This window comes from Georgenia muralis (assembly GCF_003814705.1).
Classification (GTDB): Bacteria; Actinomycetota; Actinomycetes; order Actinomycetales; family Actinomycetaceae; genus Georgenia; species Georgenia muralis.
On the sequence record NZ_RKRA01000001.1, the window covers coordinates 2,229,644 to 2,243,894 of the forward strand.

Genomic DNA, 14,251 nt, shown 5'->3' on the forward strand with positions numbered 1-14,251 from the left:
GCATGAGCGAGACCACCACCACCGCACTGCCGCGCCTCAAGCAGCGCTACCGCGACGAGATCGTCGCCGGGCTGCGCGAGGAGTTCCAGCACGCCAACGTCAACGAGGTCGCCGGCCTGACCAAGATCGTGGTCAACATGGGCGTGGGGGACGCCGCGCGCGACTCCAAGCTCATCGAGGGCGCGATCCGCGACCTGGCCCAGATCACCGGTCAGAAGCCGCAGGTGACCAAGGCCCGCAAGTCCATCGCCCAGTTCAAGCTGCGCGAGGGCCAGCCCATCGGCGCCCACGTCACCCTTCGCGGGGACCGCATGTGGGAGTTCCTCGACCGGCTGCTGTCCCTGGCGCTGCCCCGTATCCGCGACTTCCGCGGGCTGAGCCCGAAGCAGTTCGACGGCCACGGGAACTACACCTTCGGTCTGACCGAGCAGTCGATGTTCCACGAGATCGACCAGGACAAGATCGACCGCGTGCGCGGCATGGACATCACGGTCGTCACCTCGGCCACCACCGACGACGAGGGTCGCTCGCTGCTGCGTCGCCTCGGATTCCCTTTCAAGGAGGACTGAGATGGCGAAGACCGCTCTGATCCAGAAGGCCAACCGGAAGCCGAAGTTCGGCGTCCGCGGCTACAGCCGGTGCCAGCGCTGCGGGCGTCCGCGCGCGGTCTACCGCAAGTTCGGACTGTGCCGTGTCTGCCTGCGCGAGATGGCGCTGCGCGGCGAGCTGCCCGGTATCACCAAGTCCAGCTGGTAACACTGACGTCGCAGGTCCCGCGAGGAAACCACGACGAGGAAGGGCCGAGGCCCGATGACTATGACAGACCCCATCGCGGACATGCTCACGCGTCTGCGTAACGCCAACTCGGCGTACCACGAGTCGGTGACCATGCCGTACTCGAAGCTCAAGGCGAACATCGCCGAGATCCTCAAGGCGGAGGGCTACATCGCCGCCTGGACCGTCGAGGACGCCGAGGTCGGCAAGAAGCTGACCCTCGACCTGAAGTTCGGCCCCAACCGTGAGCGCTCGCTCGCGGGGGTGCGCCGTGTGTCCAAGCCCGGTCTCCGGGTCTACGCCAAGTCGACGAACCTGCCCAGGGTCCTCGGCGGCCTCGGTGTGGCGATCCTGTCCACCTCCTCCGGCCTGCTGACGGACCGCGAGGCGCAGAACAAGGGTGTGGGCGGGGAAGTCCTCGCCTACGTCTGGTGACCCGGAAGGAATAAGAGCATGTCCCGAATCGGTAGGCTCCCCGTCCCGGTCCCCGCTGGCGTCGACGTCACCATCGACGGCTCCACCGTCACGGTCAAGGGCCCCAAGGGCACCCTGGCGCACACGGTGGTCGAGCCCATCTCCGTCGCACGCGACGAGGACGGCGCCATCGTGGTGACCCGGCCCAACGACGAGCGCGAGGCGCGCTCGCGCCACGGCCTGACCCGCACGCTCCTGGCCAACCTCGTCACCGGGGTGACCCAGGGCTACACCAAGGACCTCGAGATCGTCGGTACCGGTTACCGCGTCCAGGCCAAGGGCTCGGACCTCGAGTTCGCGCTCGGGTTCTCCCACCCGGTGTCCGTGAGCGCCCCCGAGGGCATCACGTTCACGGTGACGGGCCCGACGAAGTTCTCGGTCTCCGGCATCGACAAGCAGCTCGTCGGCGAGGTCGCCGCGAACATCCGCAAGATCCGCAAGCCCGAGCCGTACAAGGGCAAGGGCGTGCGCTACGCCGGCGAGCAGGTCCGCCGCAAGGTCGGAAAGGCTGGTAAGTAAGCCATGGCTATCTCCATCAAGGGCAAGGGCAAGTACGTCGCCCGTCAGCGCCGCCACCTCCGGGTGCGCAAGCGCATCACGGGCACGGCCGAGCGTCCCCGCCTGGTCGTCACCCGCTCTGCCCGGCACATGGTCGCCCAGCTCGTGGACGACTCCACCGGCCGCACGCTGGCCTCGGCCTCCACGCTCGAGGCGGACCTGCGGTCCGCGGAGGGTGAGAAGGTCGCCAAGGCGCGCAAGGTCGGCGAGCTCGTGGCCGAGCGGGCCAAGGCCGCCGGCATCGAGGCCGCCGTGTTCGACCGCGGGGGCAACAAGTACCACGGGCGGGTCGCGGCCGTGGCCGACGGCGCCCGCGAGGGTGGTCTGGCCCTGTGACCACGCAGACCGTACGAGAGCAGAGGAACATCTGATGGCTGCACCGCAGCGAAGCAGGACCGGCTCCGCTACCGGCGCGGGGGAGAACCGCGAGGGCGAGAGCACCAACCGGCGCGACGGCCGTCGCGGCGGCGGCGACCGCCGGGACAACCGGCGTGGCGCCGAGGAGAAGAGCCAGTACATCGAGCGCGTCGTCACGATCAACCGTGTCGCCAAGGTCGTCAAGGGCGGTCGTCGCTTCAGCTTCACGGCGCTGGTCGTCGTCGGCGACGGCGACGGCACCGTGGGTGTCGGCTACGGCAAGGCCAAGGAGGTGCCCGCGGCGATCGCCAAGGGCGTGGAGGAGGCGAAGAAGAACTTCTTCCGCGTCCCCCGCATCGCCAAGACCATCCCGCACGTCGTGCAGGGTGAGGCCGCGGCCGGCGTCGTCTTCCTCCGGCCGGCGTCGCCGGGTACCGGTGTCATCGCCGGCGGTCCCGTCCGCGCCGTCCTCGACTGCGCGGGCATCCACGACATCCTGAGCAAGTCGCTCGGCTCCTCCAACGCGATCAACATCGTCCACGCCACCGTGGCGGCGCTCAAGGGGCTCGAGCAGCCCGAGGCCGTCGCCGCGCGTCGTGGTCTGCCGCTGGAGCACGTGGCCCCGGCCGCGATGCTGCGCCAGCGCGCCGCGGGCGAGGCCAAGGACCGCGCCGAGAAGTCCGGCGACCAGGCGACCGCCGGGGCGGGTGCGTGATGGCCGAGCTCAAGGTGACCCAGACCAAGTCCGTCATCGGCGGCAAGCAGAACCAGAAGGACACCCTGCGCACCCTGGGGCTCCGCCGCATCGGCCAGTCGGTCGTGCGGGAGGACAAGCCCGAGGTCCGCGGCATGATCCAGACGGTGGCGCACCTCGTCTCCGTCGAGGAGGTCGACTGACCATGGCTGAGAACGAGAAGAACGAGACCGTCGGCCCCGCGCTGCGCGTCCACCACCTCCGCCCCGCGCCCGGCGCCCGGACCGCCAAGGTCCGCGTCGGCCGTGGTGAGGGTGGCAAGCGCGGCAAGACCGCCGGTCGCGGCACCAAGGGCACCAAGGCCCGCTACCAGGTGCCCGAGCGCTTCGAGGGCGGGCAGATGCCGCTGCACATGCGGCTGCCCAAGCTCCGGGGCTTCAAGAACCCGTTCCGCACCGAGTACCAGGTGGTCAACCTGGACAAGCTCGGCGCGCTCTACCCCGAGGGTGGCTCCGTCACCGTCGAGGACCTGGTCGCCAAGGGCGCGGTGCGCTCCGGCAAGCCGGTCAAGGTCCTCGGCACCGGTGAGCTCGGCGTGAGGCTCGAGATCGCCGTCGACGCGTGGTCGGCCTCGGCCAAGGACAAGATCGAGGCCGCCGGCGGGACCATCTCCGCCGCGTGAGCCACGACGAGGGCGGCCCGGCACACGTGCCGGGCCGCCCTCGTGCGTCCGGGGCCCCCGCGGCCCGCGCCGGCGCGCATCCGCGATAGTCTGACGCGCGGCCCGCGCCGTGACCCGGCCGCACCCCGCAGCGGGCCGACGTGGCCCGCCACCACCATGCAGGAGGAAGTTTGCTCAGCGCATTCGCCCAGGCGTTCCGCACGCCTGACCTACGGCGCAAGCTGCTGTTCACGCTGGGGATCATGGCGATCTTCCGGCTGGGCACGTTCATCCCGGCACCGGGGGTCTCCTACGTCAACGTCCAGCAGTGCCTGTCGCTGCAGGGCACGAGCGACCTCCTCGGCATGGTCAACCTCTTCAGCGGCGGTGCCCTCCTCCAGCTGAGCGTGTTCGCGCTGGGGATCATGCCGTACATCACGGCGAGCATCATCGTCCAGCTCATGCGGGTGGTCATCCCGCGGTTCGAGGAGCTGCACAAGGAGGGCCAGGCGGGGCAGTCCAAGCTCACGCAGTACACCCGCTACCTCACGATCTTCCTCGCGATCCTGCAGTCCTCCGTGATCGTCACGGTGGCCAACAGCGCCCTGTTCCCGGGCTGTCCCACCCCGCCGATCCCGGACGACTCCCCGCTGTCGCTCCTGCTGACCATCACCGCGATGACCGCCGGCACCGGGCTGATCATGTGGCTGGGCGAGCTCATCACCGAGCGCGGCGTCGGCAACGGCATGTCGCTGCTGATCTTCACCTCCATCGCCGCCTCGTTCCCCTCGGCGCTGTGGTCGATCGCGGGCGGCGCCGACGGCGCCGGCCGCCTCGCGATCGTCGTGGGGCTCATCCTGCTCATCACCCTGCTCGTCGTGTTCGTCGAGCAGTCCCAGCGCCGGATCCCGGTCCAGTACGCCAAGCGGATGGTCGGGCGGCGCATGTACGGCGGCTCCTCGACCTACATCCCGATCAAGATCAACATGCCCGGCGTCATCCCGGTCATCTTCGCCTCCTCGCTCCTGGCCCTGCCGACCCTCGTGGCGCAGTTCGGCGACCAGACCGAGCCGTGGGTGCAGTGGGTCATCGCCAACGTCGCGAACCCGGCCTCGCCCCTGTACATCGCGCTGTACGCGGTGCTCATCCTGTTCTTCGCGTTCTTCTACACCTCGATCACGTTCGACCCCGACGAGGTCGCGGACAACATGAAGCGGTACGGCGGGTTCATCCCCGGCATCCGTGCGGGCCGGCCCACCGCCGAGTACCTGCAGTACGTCATCATCCGCATCACGACGGCCGGCGCGATCTACCTGACCCTGGTCGCCCTCATCCCGACGATCGTGTTCGCGCAGATGAACATCACGCAGATCGCCTTCGGCGGCACCTCGATCCTCATCGTCGTCGGCGTGGGTCTGCAGACGGTCAAGGAGATCGACTCCCAGCTCCAGCAGCGTCACTACGAAGGGTTCCTCCGATGAGCGCACGTCTCGTCCTCCTCGGCCCTCCCGGTGCCGGCAAGGGGACCCAGGCCGCTCGGATCTCCGAGCGGCTGGGCGTCCCGGCGGTGTCCACCGGGGACATCTTCCGGGCCAACGTCGCCGGCCAGACCGAGCTCGGGCGGCGAGCCCAGCGCTACATGGACGCCGGGGAGTACGTGCCCGACGAGGTCACCAACGCCATGGTGCGCGACCGGCTCGCGCAGTCCGACGCCGCCGGCGGCTTCCTCCTGGACGGCTACCCGCGCACCGACGACCAGGTCGCCGAGCTCGACGCCATGCTCGCCGACGCCGGGCAGGGGCTCGACGCCGTCGTCGAGCTCACGGCGGACACCGACGAGGTGGTCACCCGCCTGCTCGGGCGGGCCCAGGAGCAGGGGCGGGCGGACGACACCGAGGTGGTCATCCGTCGCCGGCTCGAGGTCTACGCCGAGCAGACCCAGCCGCTGGCCGACGTCTACGCCGGCCGGGGCCTGCTCGTGCAGGTCGACGGCATCGGCGCGATCGACGAGGTCACCGAGCGCATCATGGCCGCCCTCGCGCCGCGCCTCGGCTGAGGCGGACCGTGTTCGGGCGCGAGCGGATCGAGTACAAGACCCCGGAGCAGATCGCGGTCATGCGGCGGGCCGGCCTGGTGGTCGCCGACATCCACGCGGCGCTGCGCGCCGCCGTCGCACCGCGGACGACCACGAGCGAGCTCGACGCCGTCGCCGCCGACGTCCTGGCACGGGCGGGAGCCACGTCGAACTTCCTGGGCTACCACGGCTACCCCGCGACGGTGTGCATCTCGGTCAACGAGGTGATCGTCCACGGCATCCCCGGCGACCGGGTGATCGAGGAGGGCGACGTCGTCTCCTTCGACTGCGGCGCCGTGGTCGAGGGGTGGCACGGTGACGCCGCCTTCACGACGATCGTCGGCGACCCGGCCGACGAGGAGGACCGCCTCCTCGTCGACATCACCGAGGAGGCGATGTGGGCCGGGATCGCGGCTCTGGCCACCGGCACCCACCTCGGCGCGGTCGGGGACGCCGTCGAGGGCGTGGTCGAGCGACGCGCCGTCGAGACCGGGGTCCGCCTGGGGATCGTGGAGGAGTACGTCGGGCACGGCATCGGCTCGGCGATGCACCAGCCGCCCGAGGTGCTGAACTACCGCACCAAGGACAAGGGCCCGCGCCTGCGCCCGGGGATGGCGCTGGCGGTCGAGCCGATGCTCACTGCCGGGTCGCCCGCGAGCGAGGTCCTCGCCGACGACTGGACCGTGGTCACCCTCGACGGCGCCCGCGCGGCGCACTGGGAGCACACGGTGGCGCTGGGTGAGCACGGCATCTGGGTCCTCACCGCGCCCGACGGCGGGGCCGCGCGGCTCGCCGAGCTCGGCGTCGAGGTCGCACCCGGCTGACCCGCCCCGCTGCCCCGATCTCTCCGGGCACGAAACCCCATGTTCGGGGGATATTGCCACCGAACCGTTCCACAACGGCGTCCCGAGCCCCACAATGGCAAGGGCACCGTACGGCGGCGCCCGCGTCCGGGACCGGACGTGCGGGGGAAGGGGGTGGCGTGGTCGCGTCGCTCCCCGCCGTCCTCGAGCTCCGGCCGCGCACGGCCCGCGAGGTCGAGGTCGACCCGGCGCTGATCGCCATGCTCGACGCCCGCGCCCCGCTCACGGTCGTGCGCGGACCACGCGGCTACGGCAAGTCCACCCTGCTCGGTGCCTGGCTGAGCGGCGGCGGACCGGGGCACCCGGTCGTCTCCCTCGCGCTGACCCGCGAGGCCAACGACGCCGCGGAGTTCTGGGCCGGGGTGGCCGGCGCGCTCGAGGCGGCGGGCGTGCTCCAGCGGGAGCGGGCCGACGCCGCGCCCGCACCGGCCGGGGACACGGACCGGCTGCGCGTCCTCGGCGCGCTCGGCGGCCGGCGCACCCCGCTGACGCTCGTCCTGGACAGCTATCACCACGCCGGACGGCGGGAGGCGGCGGCGGAGATCGACGACGACCTCGTCGAGCTGGTGCGCCAGAACGACCAGCTCTACCTCGTCGTCGCCACCCGCACCATGCGCCTGCTGGAGACCTCCGGGTCCCTGTCCGTCGACGCCACGATCATCTCGCCGCAGAACCTGCGGCTCGACGCCGTCGCCGTCGCGGCCCTTGCCCGCCGGCTCGGCGTGCCGGTCTCCGGGCGCGACGCCGGCCGGCTCGCCGAGGGGTTCGGCGGCTGGCCCGCCGCCGTGCGCGACGTCCTGGTGCGCTCGCGCAGCGAGGGCGGGCAGGTCAACCTCGCCCTCGCCGACGAGTACATCGCCTCGATGGTCCGGGACCTCCGCCACGAGGCGGTGCGGAGCTTCCTCCTGCGGGCCGCCGTCCCGGAGGAGTTCGACGCGGAGGTCGCCCAGCTCCTCGCACCGCAGGACACGACGCCCCAGATCCTGCGCAACGTCCGCGCCGCCGGGCTGCTCCGCGAGGAGATCCGCGACGGCCGGCGGACCTACTCCTTCGCCCCGATCGTGCGGCAGGCCCTCGTGCGGATGCTGGCCGAGTCCCGCCCCGACGAGCTGCGCGAGGTCCACCGCATCCTCATGGACCACCACGCCCGGGCGGACGACCACCTGCGGGTGCTCGTCCACGCCATCCACGCCGGCGCCTGGGAGACGGCCGAACGCGTCCTGGAGCAGCAGTGGCACCACATCGTCACGGAGGAGCCGGTGGTGCTCGTGGCCGCCGCCCAGCTCATCCCGCCGGAGGTGGTCGCGGCGCACCCGCGGTTCCGGGTGGCCCGCGAGGACGTGACGGGGTCCCTCCCGCCGGGCGGTGACCGACCGCCGGCGCCGCCGTGGCGCACGGGCGACATCCGCGGGATCACCGCCGAGTTCGCGCCCCAGCGCACCCACGGACGGGTCGATCCCACCTCGGTCGCCCTGCTGCAGTGGGGGGTCGCGGCCGTCCTCGCCGGTGACGAGTCCGCCGCCCTCTACGCGTTCGGGCGGGCCCGGTCCCGGGCGCAGGAGCCCGGTGGCAACCCCACCTCGGCCCGGCTGGCCACCGTGGGCCTGGCCCTGACCCACGCCATCTACGCCGACGCCGACATCGCCGCCCGCTGGCTCGCCGACCCCGTCCTGGCGGGGGCGGACCGCCCGGACCACGAGGACCACGCGCTGGTGGGCCCCTGGCTCGCCCAGGCCGCCGCCCTCGTCGCGCTGGACCGGCTCGACGAGGACCTCGCGGAGCGCGTCGCCGCGCTGCCGCAGCGGCACCGGCGCGACGAGGTGTGGGCGTTGTCGGTCCTGGTCTCGGCCCTGCACGCCTCCCTCGACGGCGGCCCGGCCGACGTCGCGCGGTGGGCGGCGAACCTGCGCGCGGCCCGGCACTACCTGCCGCGCGGGGGCCTCACGGAGGTGCTCGTGCGCACCTCCGAGGTCGAGGTCCTCCTGGCCGGCGGTCTGGACGCCGCGGCGCGCAAGGCCGCCGAGGACCTGCCGGTGTCGGTGGTCAGCGTCGCCACCCACGCGCGCCTCACCCTCGCGGCCGGCGACCACCGCCGGGCCATGGCCCGCGCCCGGGCCGCGCTCGAGATGCCCGGTCTCACGCAGCGCTCGGTCATGGAGTGCTGGCTCGTCGTCGCGGCGGCCCACCACGCCCTGGGCGAGCGGGTGCCCGCCCGGGCGGCCTTCGCCCACGCCGTCCGTGCGGGCGAGTCCTCCGGGCTGCGCCGGCCGTTCCTCGTCATCCCGCGCGGGGTCTTCACCGCCCTCGCGGGCGCCGACCCGCAGGTCCTGGCGATGTGGCCCGCAGGGCTCGCGCCCGCGCACGACGCGGTGGCCGTCGGCGGGGAGGAGCTCACCGAGATCCTCACCCCGCGCGAGCTCGAGGTCCTCCAGGCCCTGCACGTCCACGCCGGCGCCGTGGCGGTCGCCCGGGAGCTCGGCCTGTCGGTCAACACCGCCAAGTCCCACCTCCGCAGCATCTACCACAAGATGCGGGTCACGAACCGTGCCGAGGCTCTGCGCCGGGCCGAGGAGCTCGACCGCTCCGCGCAGCCGGCGACGGTCGCCGGCGGAAGCGACGAGTGATGCCACCGTCGCGCCGCGACGGTGACGGACGGGGCCTGCCACGCGTTCCCGAGGCGTTCTTCCCCGCCGACGCCGCCTGGTCCCGCCTGAGCGGGCTGCCCGCGCTCGTCGTGGTGCAGGCGCCGCGCGGCTACGGCAAGACGGCGACCGTCTCGGCGTGGCTGCGCCGGCGCGACCTGCCCCAGCACGACCTCGTGTGGGCGTCGGTGCCGCCCTCGGTGACGAGCCGTGCCGAGTTCTGGGCAGCCCTCCACGACGCGGTCGTCCTCGCGGGCCACGAGAACCCCGGCGAGGGCGAGGACGGCTGGGAACGGCTCGCCCGCACCGCCGGCGCCCGCCGGCGTGACCTCGTCATCGTCGTCGACGCCTACGACCGCCAGCCCGACGAGTCGGTCGACGCCGAGCTCGTCGAGCTCGCGCACGAGCACGAGCAGCTCCACCTCGTCCTGATCATGCGTGCGCCCCGGCCGGCGGTGGCGCTCGCCGGGGCGAGCGGTGACGCGGTCGTCCTGCGCGCCGAGGACCTCACGCTGGACCCCCGGCGGGCCGCGCTGCTGGGGAGGTCGCTGGGTGTGACCGTCAGCCCGGACGCCGCCGCCGAGCTCTGCGCCGGGGCCGGCGGGTGGCCAGGACTGCTGCGCGTGGCCCTGCTCACCTCCACCCCCGACGAGGAGGGCGACCCGCTCCCCGACGTCTCCGGCATCGCCGCCTACCTCCGGGTGGTCCTGGCGGACCTCGACGGGGACGGGGCCGCCGGGGCGCTGACCGCCCTGGCGGTGCCCGGCGCCGTCACCAGGGACGCCACGGCCGCCCTCCTGGGCCCCACCGAGGCGCCTCACGTCGAGACGGTGCTCGCGCGGATGGCCCGGGCCGGGCTCCTCCTTCCCGGCGCTGCCGGCGAGCTGCGCTACCCGCCGCTGCTGCGCGCGGGCGGGCGACAGATCCTCGTCGAGGACGACCCCGCCCGGTTCCGTGCCCTCAGCGCCACGAGCGCCCGCCTCGCGACGACGGCCGGGGACGCGCCCGCGGCCCTGGGGCACGCCGTCGACGCCCAGGACACCGATCTCCTGCGTGACACCGTCGAGACGACGTGGGCGGAGGTGCTCGACGGGCATCGGGACCTCCTGCGCGAGGCCCTGACCCGCCTCCCCGACGACGGTCCCCGGGTCCGGGCGCTGCGCGAGCTCGTGCTCCCCGCGAGCGTCCCGCGGTGGTTCGCCGAGGCGCTCCAGAGCGGTCTGCCCCTCGTCGAGCCCGGTGGGGAGGGCCTGCCGCTCGCCGCCACGTCCGACCCGCCCGGGCTCCCCGCCGCGATCACCGACCTGGCCTCGGCCGAGCTGCGCGGGGCCGACCTGCTCCGCGCGGCCCACGCCTTCTACGAGGCCGCCCGCCGCGCGTCGCCCGGGGCGACCCGGCGCGAGGCCGCCTCGGGCCTCGCGCTGACCCTGGCTCTCATGGGGCACCCGCGCACCGCCGTGCGCTGGCTCGCGTGGGGCCGGCGAGACCCTGTCGGGACGGACGGGCCGCTGGAGCGGGTGGCCGCGACCGCCGTCCCAGCGATCCACGATCTCGACGCCCTGCACCCCGCGTCGCCGCCGGGCAGCCCACCGGTGCTGGGCGAGGGTGAGCGGTGGCTCGAGGCGGTGCTGCTCTACGCCTGGGCCGGCCGGTCCCTCCACGGGCCGGGCGCCGAGGAGCACCTGGCCGACCTCGAGCGCTACCGCGAGCAGCGGGGTGTCCGGGTGGAGCGCCTCACCGAGACCCTCCTGCTCACCGCCCTGGTGGACCTGTGCCTGGCGACGGACAACCTCACCCGCGCCCGGACCCTCCTGACCGACGTCCGGGGGGCCGACCCGCTCTGGGCCGACGTCGCACGGGCCAAGGTCGCCCTGTACACCGGGGACGACCGCGGCGCGCTCGACCTCAGCCGCACCCCGGGCGGTGTGGTGCCGCTGCTCTGCCGGCCGGCGCTGGAGGGTCTGCTGGTGCACGCGGTGGCCGCCTACCGTCTGGGGGAGCGAGGCACCGCCACCGGAGCGCTGGACCTGGCCACCCGGATCGCCGAGCGCACCGGGCTGCTGCGCCCGTTCCTCCTCGTCCCGCGGGGCGACCTCGAGTCGGTCGCCGCCACCCTGCCCGGTGGCGGCGAGCTCCTCGACAGCTCGGTGCTCGCCGCGGGGAGCGGCCCGTTCCCCGAGCCGGTCCGTTCCGAGCCGTTGAGCGGGCGGGAGCTCAAGGTCCTGCGCGAGCTCGCGGCCGGCCGGCCGGTGGCCGTCATCGCCCGGCGCCTGTACGTCTCCGAGAGCACGGTCAAGACCCAGGTGCGCAGCATCTACCGCAAGCTCGGGGTCCACACCCGCACCGACGCCGTCGCGCGGGGTCAGCTCCTGGGGGTTCTGCCGCCCGAGGACTGACCGCCGCGGGTGGTCCGGCAGCACGCGAGCCGGGGTGGTCCGCCTCACCCGGGCCGCGGTTCCACCGGCGCCGGCGATGCCGTAGGATGGTCCGCTGGGCGTGGGCTCGCCCTGCACGCGTGCGTGCGGGTCGCCACGGCCACCTTTCGAGCACACCAACGTTAGCGGGAGTTCATGGCGAAGAAGGACGGCGTCATCGAGATCGAGGGCAGTGTCGTCGAGGCACTGCCGAATGCGATGTTCCGGGTGGAGCTGAGCAACGGGCACAAGGTGCTCGCGCACATCTCGGGCAAGATGCGCCAGCACTACATCCGGATCCTCCCCGAGGACCGGGTCGTCGTGGAGCTGAGCCCGTACGACCTCACCCGGGGTCGCATCGTCTACCGCTACAAGTAACCACCACGAGCACATCGCCGCCGTGACGGCCCCTGCGGGGCCCCGGCATGCGCGGCGGCGGAGGAAGAATCATGAAGGTCAAGCCCAGCGTCAAGCCGATCTGCGACAAGTGCAAGGTCATCCGTCGCCACGGCCGCGTCATGGTCATCTGCGAGAACCTGCGTCACAAGCAGCGCCAGGGCTGAGTCCCTGACCGCCGGGGTCCTCCCGGCAACCGCACCACCAGCACCCACGGGTGCCACCCCCGGCTCGGAGGCCGGGGCCCGCAACGGCGGCGAGGGTGGTGAGGCAGACCTCCGACCCACAACAGGAGTCAAAGTTGGCACGTCTCTCCGGCGTCGACCTCCCCCGCGAGAAGCGGCTCGAGATCGCGCTCACCTACATCTACGGCGTGGGCAGGACCCGCGCCAAGGAGACCCTCGAGGCCACCGGGATCAGCCCTGACCTGCGCGTCAAGGACCTGACCGACACCGACCTCGTCGCTCTCCGTGACCACATCGAGGGCAACTTCAAGGTCGAGGGTGACCTCCGCCGCGAGGTCGCCGCGGACATCCGCCGCAAGGTGGAGATCGGCTGCTACCAGGGCCTGCGCCACCGTCGTGGCCTGCCCGTGCACGGGCAGCGCACCAAGACCAACGCGCGCACCCGCAAGGGCCCCAAGCGCACCGTCGCCGGCAAGAAGAAGGCCGGCAAGAAGTAGCAGCCGTCCGCGTCCGGCGCCCACCGGCGCCCGCGGACCGGTCCGACGACCTCACCCCAGGAGAGAAAGCACCTCATGCCCCCCAAGACCCGTACGGCGACCGCGGCCCGCAAGCCGCGCCGCAAGGAGCGCAAGAACGTCTCCCACGGCCACGCCTACATCAAGAGCACGTTCAACAACACGATCGTCTCCATCACCGACCCGACCGGCGCCGTCATCGCCTGGGCGTCGTCGGGCCAGGTCGGCTTCAAGGGCTCGCGCAAGTCGACGCCCTTCGCCGCCCAGCTCGCCGCCGAGGCCGCGGCCCGCCGCGCGCAGGAGCACGGGATGAAGAAGGTCGACGTCTTCGTCAAGGGACCCGGCTCCGGCCGCGAGACCGCGATCCGCTCCCTCCAGGCCACCGGCCTCGAGGTCGGCTCGATCCAGGACGTCACCCCGCAGGCGCACAACGGCTGCCGCCCGCCCAAGCGCCGCCGCGTCTGACGCGACCCCGCGGGGTGCGCACGCCGCTCGGCGCGCGCACCCCGCCTCTGCACGCAACGGCACGACCGCCGGCCGGACCTGGCCGGTAATCAGGCGTCATATAGCGGACGCCGATCGAAAGGAAACCCACCAGTGCTCATCGCACAGCGCCCCGCCCTGACCGAAGAGGTCGTCTCCGACTACCGCTCGCGCTTCGTCATCGAGCCGCTCGAGCCGGGCTTCGGCTACACCCTCGGCAACTCCCTGCGCCGCACCCTGCTCTCCTCCATCCCTGGTGCCGCCGTGACGTCGATCCGGATCGACGGCGTCCTGCACGAGTTCTCCACCGTGCCGGGGGTCAAGGAGGACGTCACCGAGATCATCCTCAACATCAAGAACATCGTCGTCTCCTCGGAGAACGACGAGCCCGTCGTGATGTACCTGCGCAAGCAGGGGCCGGGCGTCGTCACCGCCGGTGACATCACCCCGCCGGCCGGCGTCGAGGTCCACAACCCCGACCTGCACGTCGCGACGATCAACGGCAAGGGCAAGCTCGAGATCGAGCTGACCGTCGAGCGCGGGCGCGGCTACGTCTCCGCCGTGCAGAACAAGAGCGCCGACTCCGAGATCGGGCGCATCCCGGTGGACTCGATCTACTCCCCGGTGCTGAAGGTGACCTACAAGGTCGAGGCCACCCGCGTCGAGCAGCGCACCGACTTCGACAAGCTCGTCGTCGACGTCGAGACCAAGAACGCGATCGCCCCGCGCGACGCGCTCGCCTCGGCGGGCAAGACCCTCGTCGAGCTCTTCGGGCTGGCCCGCGAGCTCAACGTCGAGGCCGAGGGCATCGAGATCGGCCCGTCGCCGACGGACGCCGCGCTCGCCCAGGACCTCGCCCTGCCGATCGAGGACCTCGGACTGCTGTCCCGGTCCTACAACTGCCTCAAGCGTGAGGGCATCCACACCGTGGGTGAGCTCGTGGCCCGCAGCGAGGCCGACCTCCTCGACATCCGCAACTTCGGCGCGAAGTCGATCGGCGAGATCAAGGAGAAGCTCACCGGACTGGGCCTGACCCTCAAGGACAGCCCCGCCGACTTCGACCTGGCCGCCCACGCGGGCGACGAGGACGAGGACGACGACGTCTACGGCGACATCCAGTTCAGCGACGAGCAGCCCAGCTGACCTGCTCACCCGACACCA

Annotated in this window: 18 protein-coding genes; all 18 read left to right on the top strand. The window is 72.7% G+C overall.

Going from position 1 to position 14,251, the window contains the following annotated elements; all coding sequences use genetic code 11:
- The first annotated feature begins 2 nt into the window (after positions 1-2).
- The 18 genes from rplE to EDD32_RS10045 all read left to right on the top strand — a co-directional run bounded on the left by rplE (position 3) and on the right by EDD32_RS10045 (position 14,233).
- Positions 3-569 (top strand): 50S ribosomal protein L5, encoded by a 567-nt coding sequence (gene rplE / locus EDD32_RS09960; protein WP_123917101.1) that lies wholly within the window; start codon positions 3-5, stop codon positions 567-569.
- 1 nt (position 570) lies between these two features.
- Positions 571-756 (top strand): type Z 30S ribosomal protein S14, encoded by a 186-nt coding sequence (locus tag EDD32_RS09965; RefSeq protein WP_123917103.1) that lies wholly within the window; start codon positions 571-573, stop codon positions 754-756.
- Positions 757-810: 54 nt separating this feature from the next.
- Positions 811-1,209 (top strand): 30S ribosomal protein S8, encoded by a 399-nt coding sequence (gene rpsH / locus EDD32_RS09970; protein ID WP_123917105.1) that lies wholly within the window; start codon positions 811-813, stop codon positions 1,207-1,209.
- Positions 1,210-1,227: 18 nt separating this feature from the next.
- Positions 1,228-1,767: a 50S ribosomal protein L6 gene (gene rplF, locus EDD32_RS09975; RefSeq protein WP_123917107.1), complete on the top strand. Its 540-nt coding sequence runs from the start codon at positions 1,228-1,230 to the stop codon at positions 1,765-1,767.
- A 3-nt stretch (positions 1,768-1,770) separates the two neighbouring features.
- Positions 1,771-2,142: a 50S ribosomal protein L18 gene (gene rplR, locus EDD32_RS09980; RefSeq protein WP_123917109.1), complete on the top strand. Its 372-nt coding sequence runs from the start codon at positions 1,771-1,773 to the stop codon at positions 2,140-2,142.
- Positions 2,143-2,176: 34 nt separating this feature from the next.
- A complete protein-coding gene (gene rpsE, locus EDD32_RS09985) occupies positions 2,177-2,878 on the top strand; it encodes a 30S ribosomal protein S5 (RefSeq protein ID WP_123917111.1) in 702 nt (233 codons plus the stop codon).
- Positions 2,878-3,060 (top strand): 50S ribosomal protein L30, encoded by a 183-nt coding sequence (rpmD, locus tag EDD32_RS09990; RefSeq protein WP_123917113.1) that lies wholly within the window; start codon positions 2,878-2,880, stop codon positions 3,058-3,060. Before rpsE ends, rpmD begins: the two co-directional genes overlap by 1 nt.
- 2 nt (positions 3,061-3,062) lie before the next feature.
- The gene (gene rplO, locus EDD32_RS09995; RefSeq protein ID WP_123917115.1) at positions 3,063-3,539 is read left to right on the top strand and encodes a 50S ribosomal protein L15; all 477 of its coding nucleotides are present in this window, start codon (positions 3,063-3,065) and stop codon (positions 3,537-3,539) included.
- 170 nt (positions 3,540-3,709) lie between these two features.
- Complete coding sequence (secY, locus tag EDD32_RS10000) at positions 3,710-4,999, top strand: preprotein translocase subunit SecY (RefSeq protein WP_123917117.1); 1,290 nt, start codon at positions 3,710-3,712, stop codon at positions 4,997-4,999.
- Positions 4,996-5,574, top strand: coding sequence for an adenylate kinase (locus EDD32_RS10005; protein ID WP_123917119.1), 579 nt, complete (start codon positions 4,996-4,998; stop codon positions 5,572-5,574). The genes secY and EDD32_RS10005 overlap by 4 nt, the downstream gene beginning before the upstream one ends.
- Positions 5,575-5,582: 8 nt before the next feature.
- Positions 5,583-6,416 carry a type I methionyl aminopeptidase gene (gene map / locus EDD32_RS10010; RefSeq protein WP_123917121.1) on the top strand — a complete coding sequence of 278 codons (834 nt, stop codon included), beginning with the start codon at positions 5,583-5,585 and terminating at the stop codon, positions 6,414-6,416.
- 158 nt (positions 6,417-6,574) lie between these two features.
- Positions 6,575-9,079, top strand: coding sequence for a LuxR C-terminal-related transcriptional regulator (locus EDD32_RS10015; RefSeq protein ID WP_123917123.1), 2,505 nt, complete (start codon positions 6,575-6,577; stop codon positions 9,077-9,079).
- Positions 9,079-11,493, top strand: a complete 2,415-nt coding sequence (locus EDD32_RS10020; RefSeq protein WP_123917125.1) for a LuxR C-terminal-related transcriptional regulator — start codon at positions 9,079-9,081, stop codon at positions 11,491-11,493. The genes EDD32_RS10015 and EDD32_RS10020 overlap by 1 nt, the downstream gene beginning before the upstream one ends.
- A 174-nt stretch (positions 11,494-11,667) precedes the next feature.
- Positions 11,668-11,889, top strand: coding sequence for a translation initiation factor IF-1 (infA, locus tag EDD32_RS10025; protein WP_043501486.1), 222 nt, complete (start codon positions 11,668-11,670; stop codon positions 11,887-11,889).
- Positions 11,890-11,960: 71 nt separating this feature from the next.
- Positions 11,961-12,074 (top strand): 50S ribosomal protein L36, encoded by a 114-nt coding sequence (gene rpmJ, locus EDD32_RS10030; RefSeq protein ID WP_015883600.1) that lies wholly within the window; start codon positions 11,961-11,963, stop codon positions 12,072-12,074.
- Positions 12,075-12,208: 134 nt separating this feature from the next.
- Positions 12,209-12,589 carry a 30S ribosomal protein S13 gene (gene rpsM, locus EDD32_RS10035; RefSeq protein WP_123917127.1) on the top strand — a complete coding sequence of 127 codons (381 nt, stop codon included), beginning with the start codon at positions 12,209-12,211 and terminating at the stop codon, positions 12,587-12,589.
- Positions 12,590-12,664: 75 nt separating this feature from the next.
- Positions 12,665-13,072, top strand: a complete 408-nt coding sequence (rpsK, locus tag EDD32_RS10040) for a 30S ribosomal protein S11 (RefSeq protein ID WP_123917129.1) — start codon at positions 12,665-12,667, stop codon at positions 13,070-13,072.
- Between the two features lie 132 nt (positions 13,073-13,204).
- On the top strand, positions 13,205-14,233 hold the full coding sequence (locus EDD32_RS10045) for a DNA-directed RNA polymerase subunit alpha (RefSeq protein WP_123917131.1): 1,029 nt from the start codon (positions 13,205-13,207) through the stop codon (positions 14,231-14,233).
- Positions 14,234-14,251: the final 18 nt, after the last annotated feature.

Excerpts from the sequence above, each read along its gene's own strand:
- rpsE (WP_123917111.1), top strand. The coding sequence starts at position 2,177 with ATGGCTGCACCGCAGCGAAGCAGGACCGGCTCCGCTACCGGCGCGGGG.
- rplF (WP_123917107.1), top strand. The coding sequence starts at position 1,228 with ATGTCCCGAATCGGTAGGCTCCCCGTCCCGGTCCCCGCTGGCGTCGAC.
- rpmD (WP_123917113.1), top strand. The coding sequence starts at position 2,878 with ATGGCCGAGCTCAAGGTGACCCAGACCAAGTCCGTCATCGGCGGCAAG.
- rpmJ (WP_015883600.1), top strand. The coding sequence starts at position 11,961 with ATGAAGGTCAAGCCCAGCGTCAAGCCGATCTGCGACAAGTGCAAGGTC.
- EDD32_RS09965 (WP_123917103.1), top strand. The coding sequence starts at position 571 with ATGGCGAAGACCGCTCTGATCCAGAAGGCCAACCGGAAGCCGAAGTTC.
- rplO (WP_123917115.1), top strand. The coding sequence starts at position 3,063 with ATGGCTGAGAACGAGAAGAACGAGACCGTCGGCCCCGCGCTGCGCGTC.
- infA (WP_043501486.1), top strand. The coding sequence starts at position 11,668 with ATGGCGAAGAAGGACGGCGTCATCGAGATCGAGGGCAGTGTCGTCGAG.
- rpsK (WP_123917129.1), top strand. The coding sequence starts at position 12,665 with ATGCCCCCCAAGACCCGTACGGCGACCGCGGCCCGCAAGCCGCGCCGC.
- EDD32_RS10020 (WP_123917125.1), top strand. The coding sequence starts at position 9,079 with ATGCCACCGTCGCGCCGCGACGGTGACGGACGGGGCCTGCCACGCGTT.
- rpsH (WP_123917105.1), top strand. The coding sequence starts at position 811 with ATGACTATGACAGACCCCATCGCGGACATGCTCACGCGTCTGCGTAAC.
- EDD32_RS10005 (WP_123917119.1), top strand. The coding sequence starts at position 4,996 with ATGAGCGCACGTCTCGTCCTCCTCGGCCCTCCCGGTGCCGGCAAGGGG.
- rplR (WP_123917109.1), top strand. The coding sequence starts at position 1,771 with ATGGCTATCTCCATCAAGGGCAAGGGCAAGTACGTCGCCCGTCAGCGC.
- rplE (WP_123917101.1), top strand. The coding sequence starts at position 3 with ATGAGCGAGACCACCACCACCGCACTGCCGCGCCTCAAGCAGCGCTAC.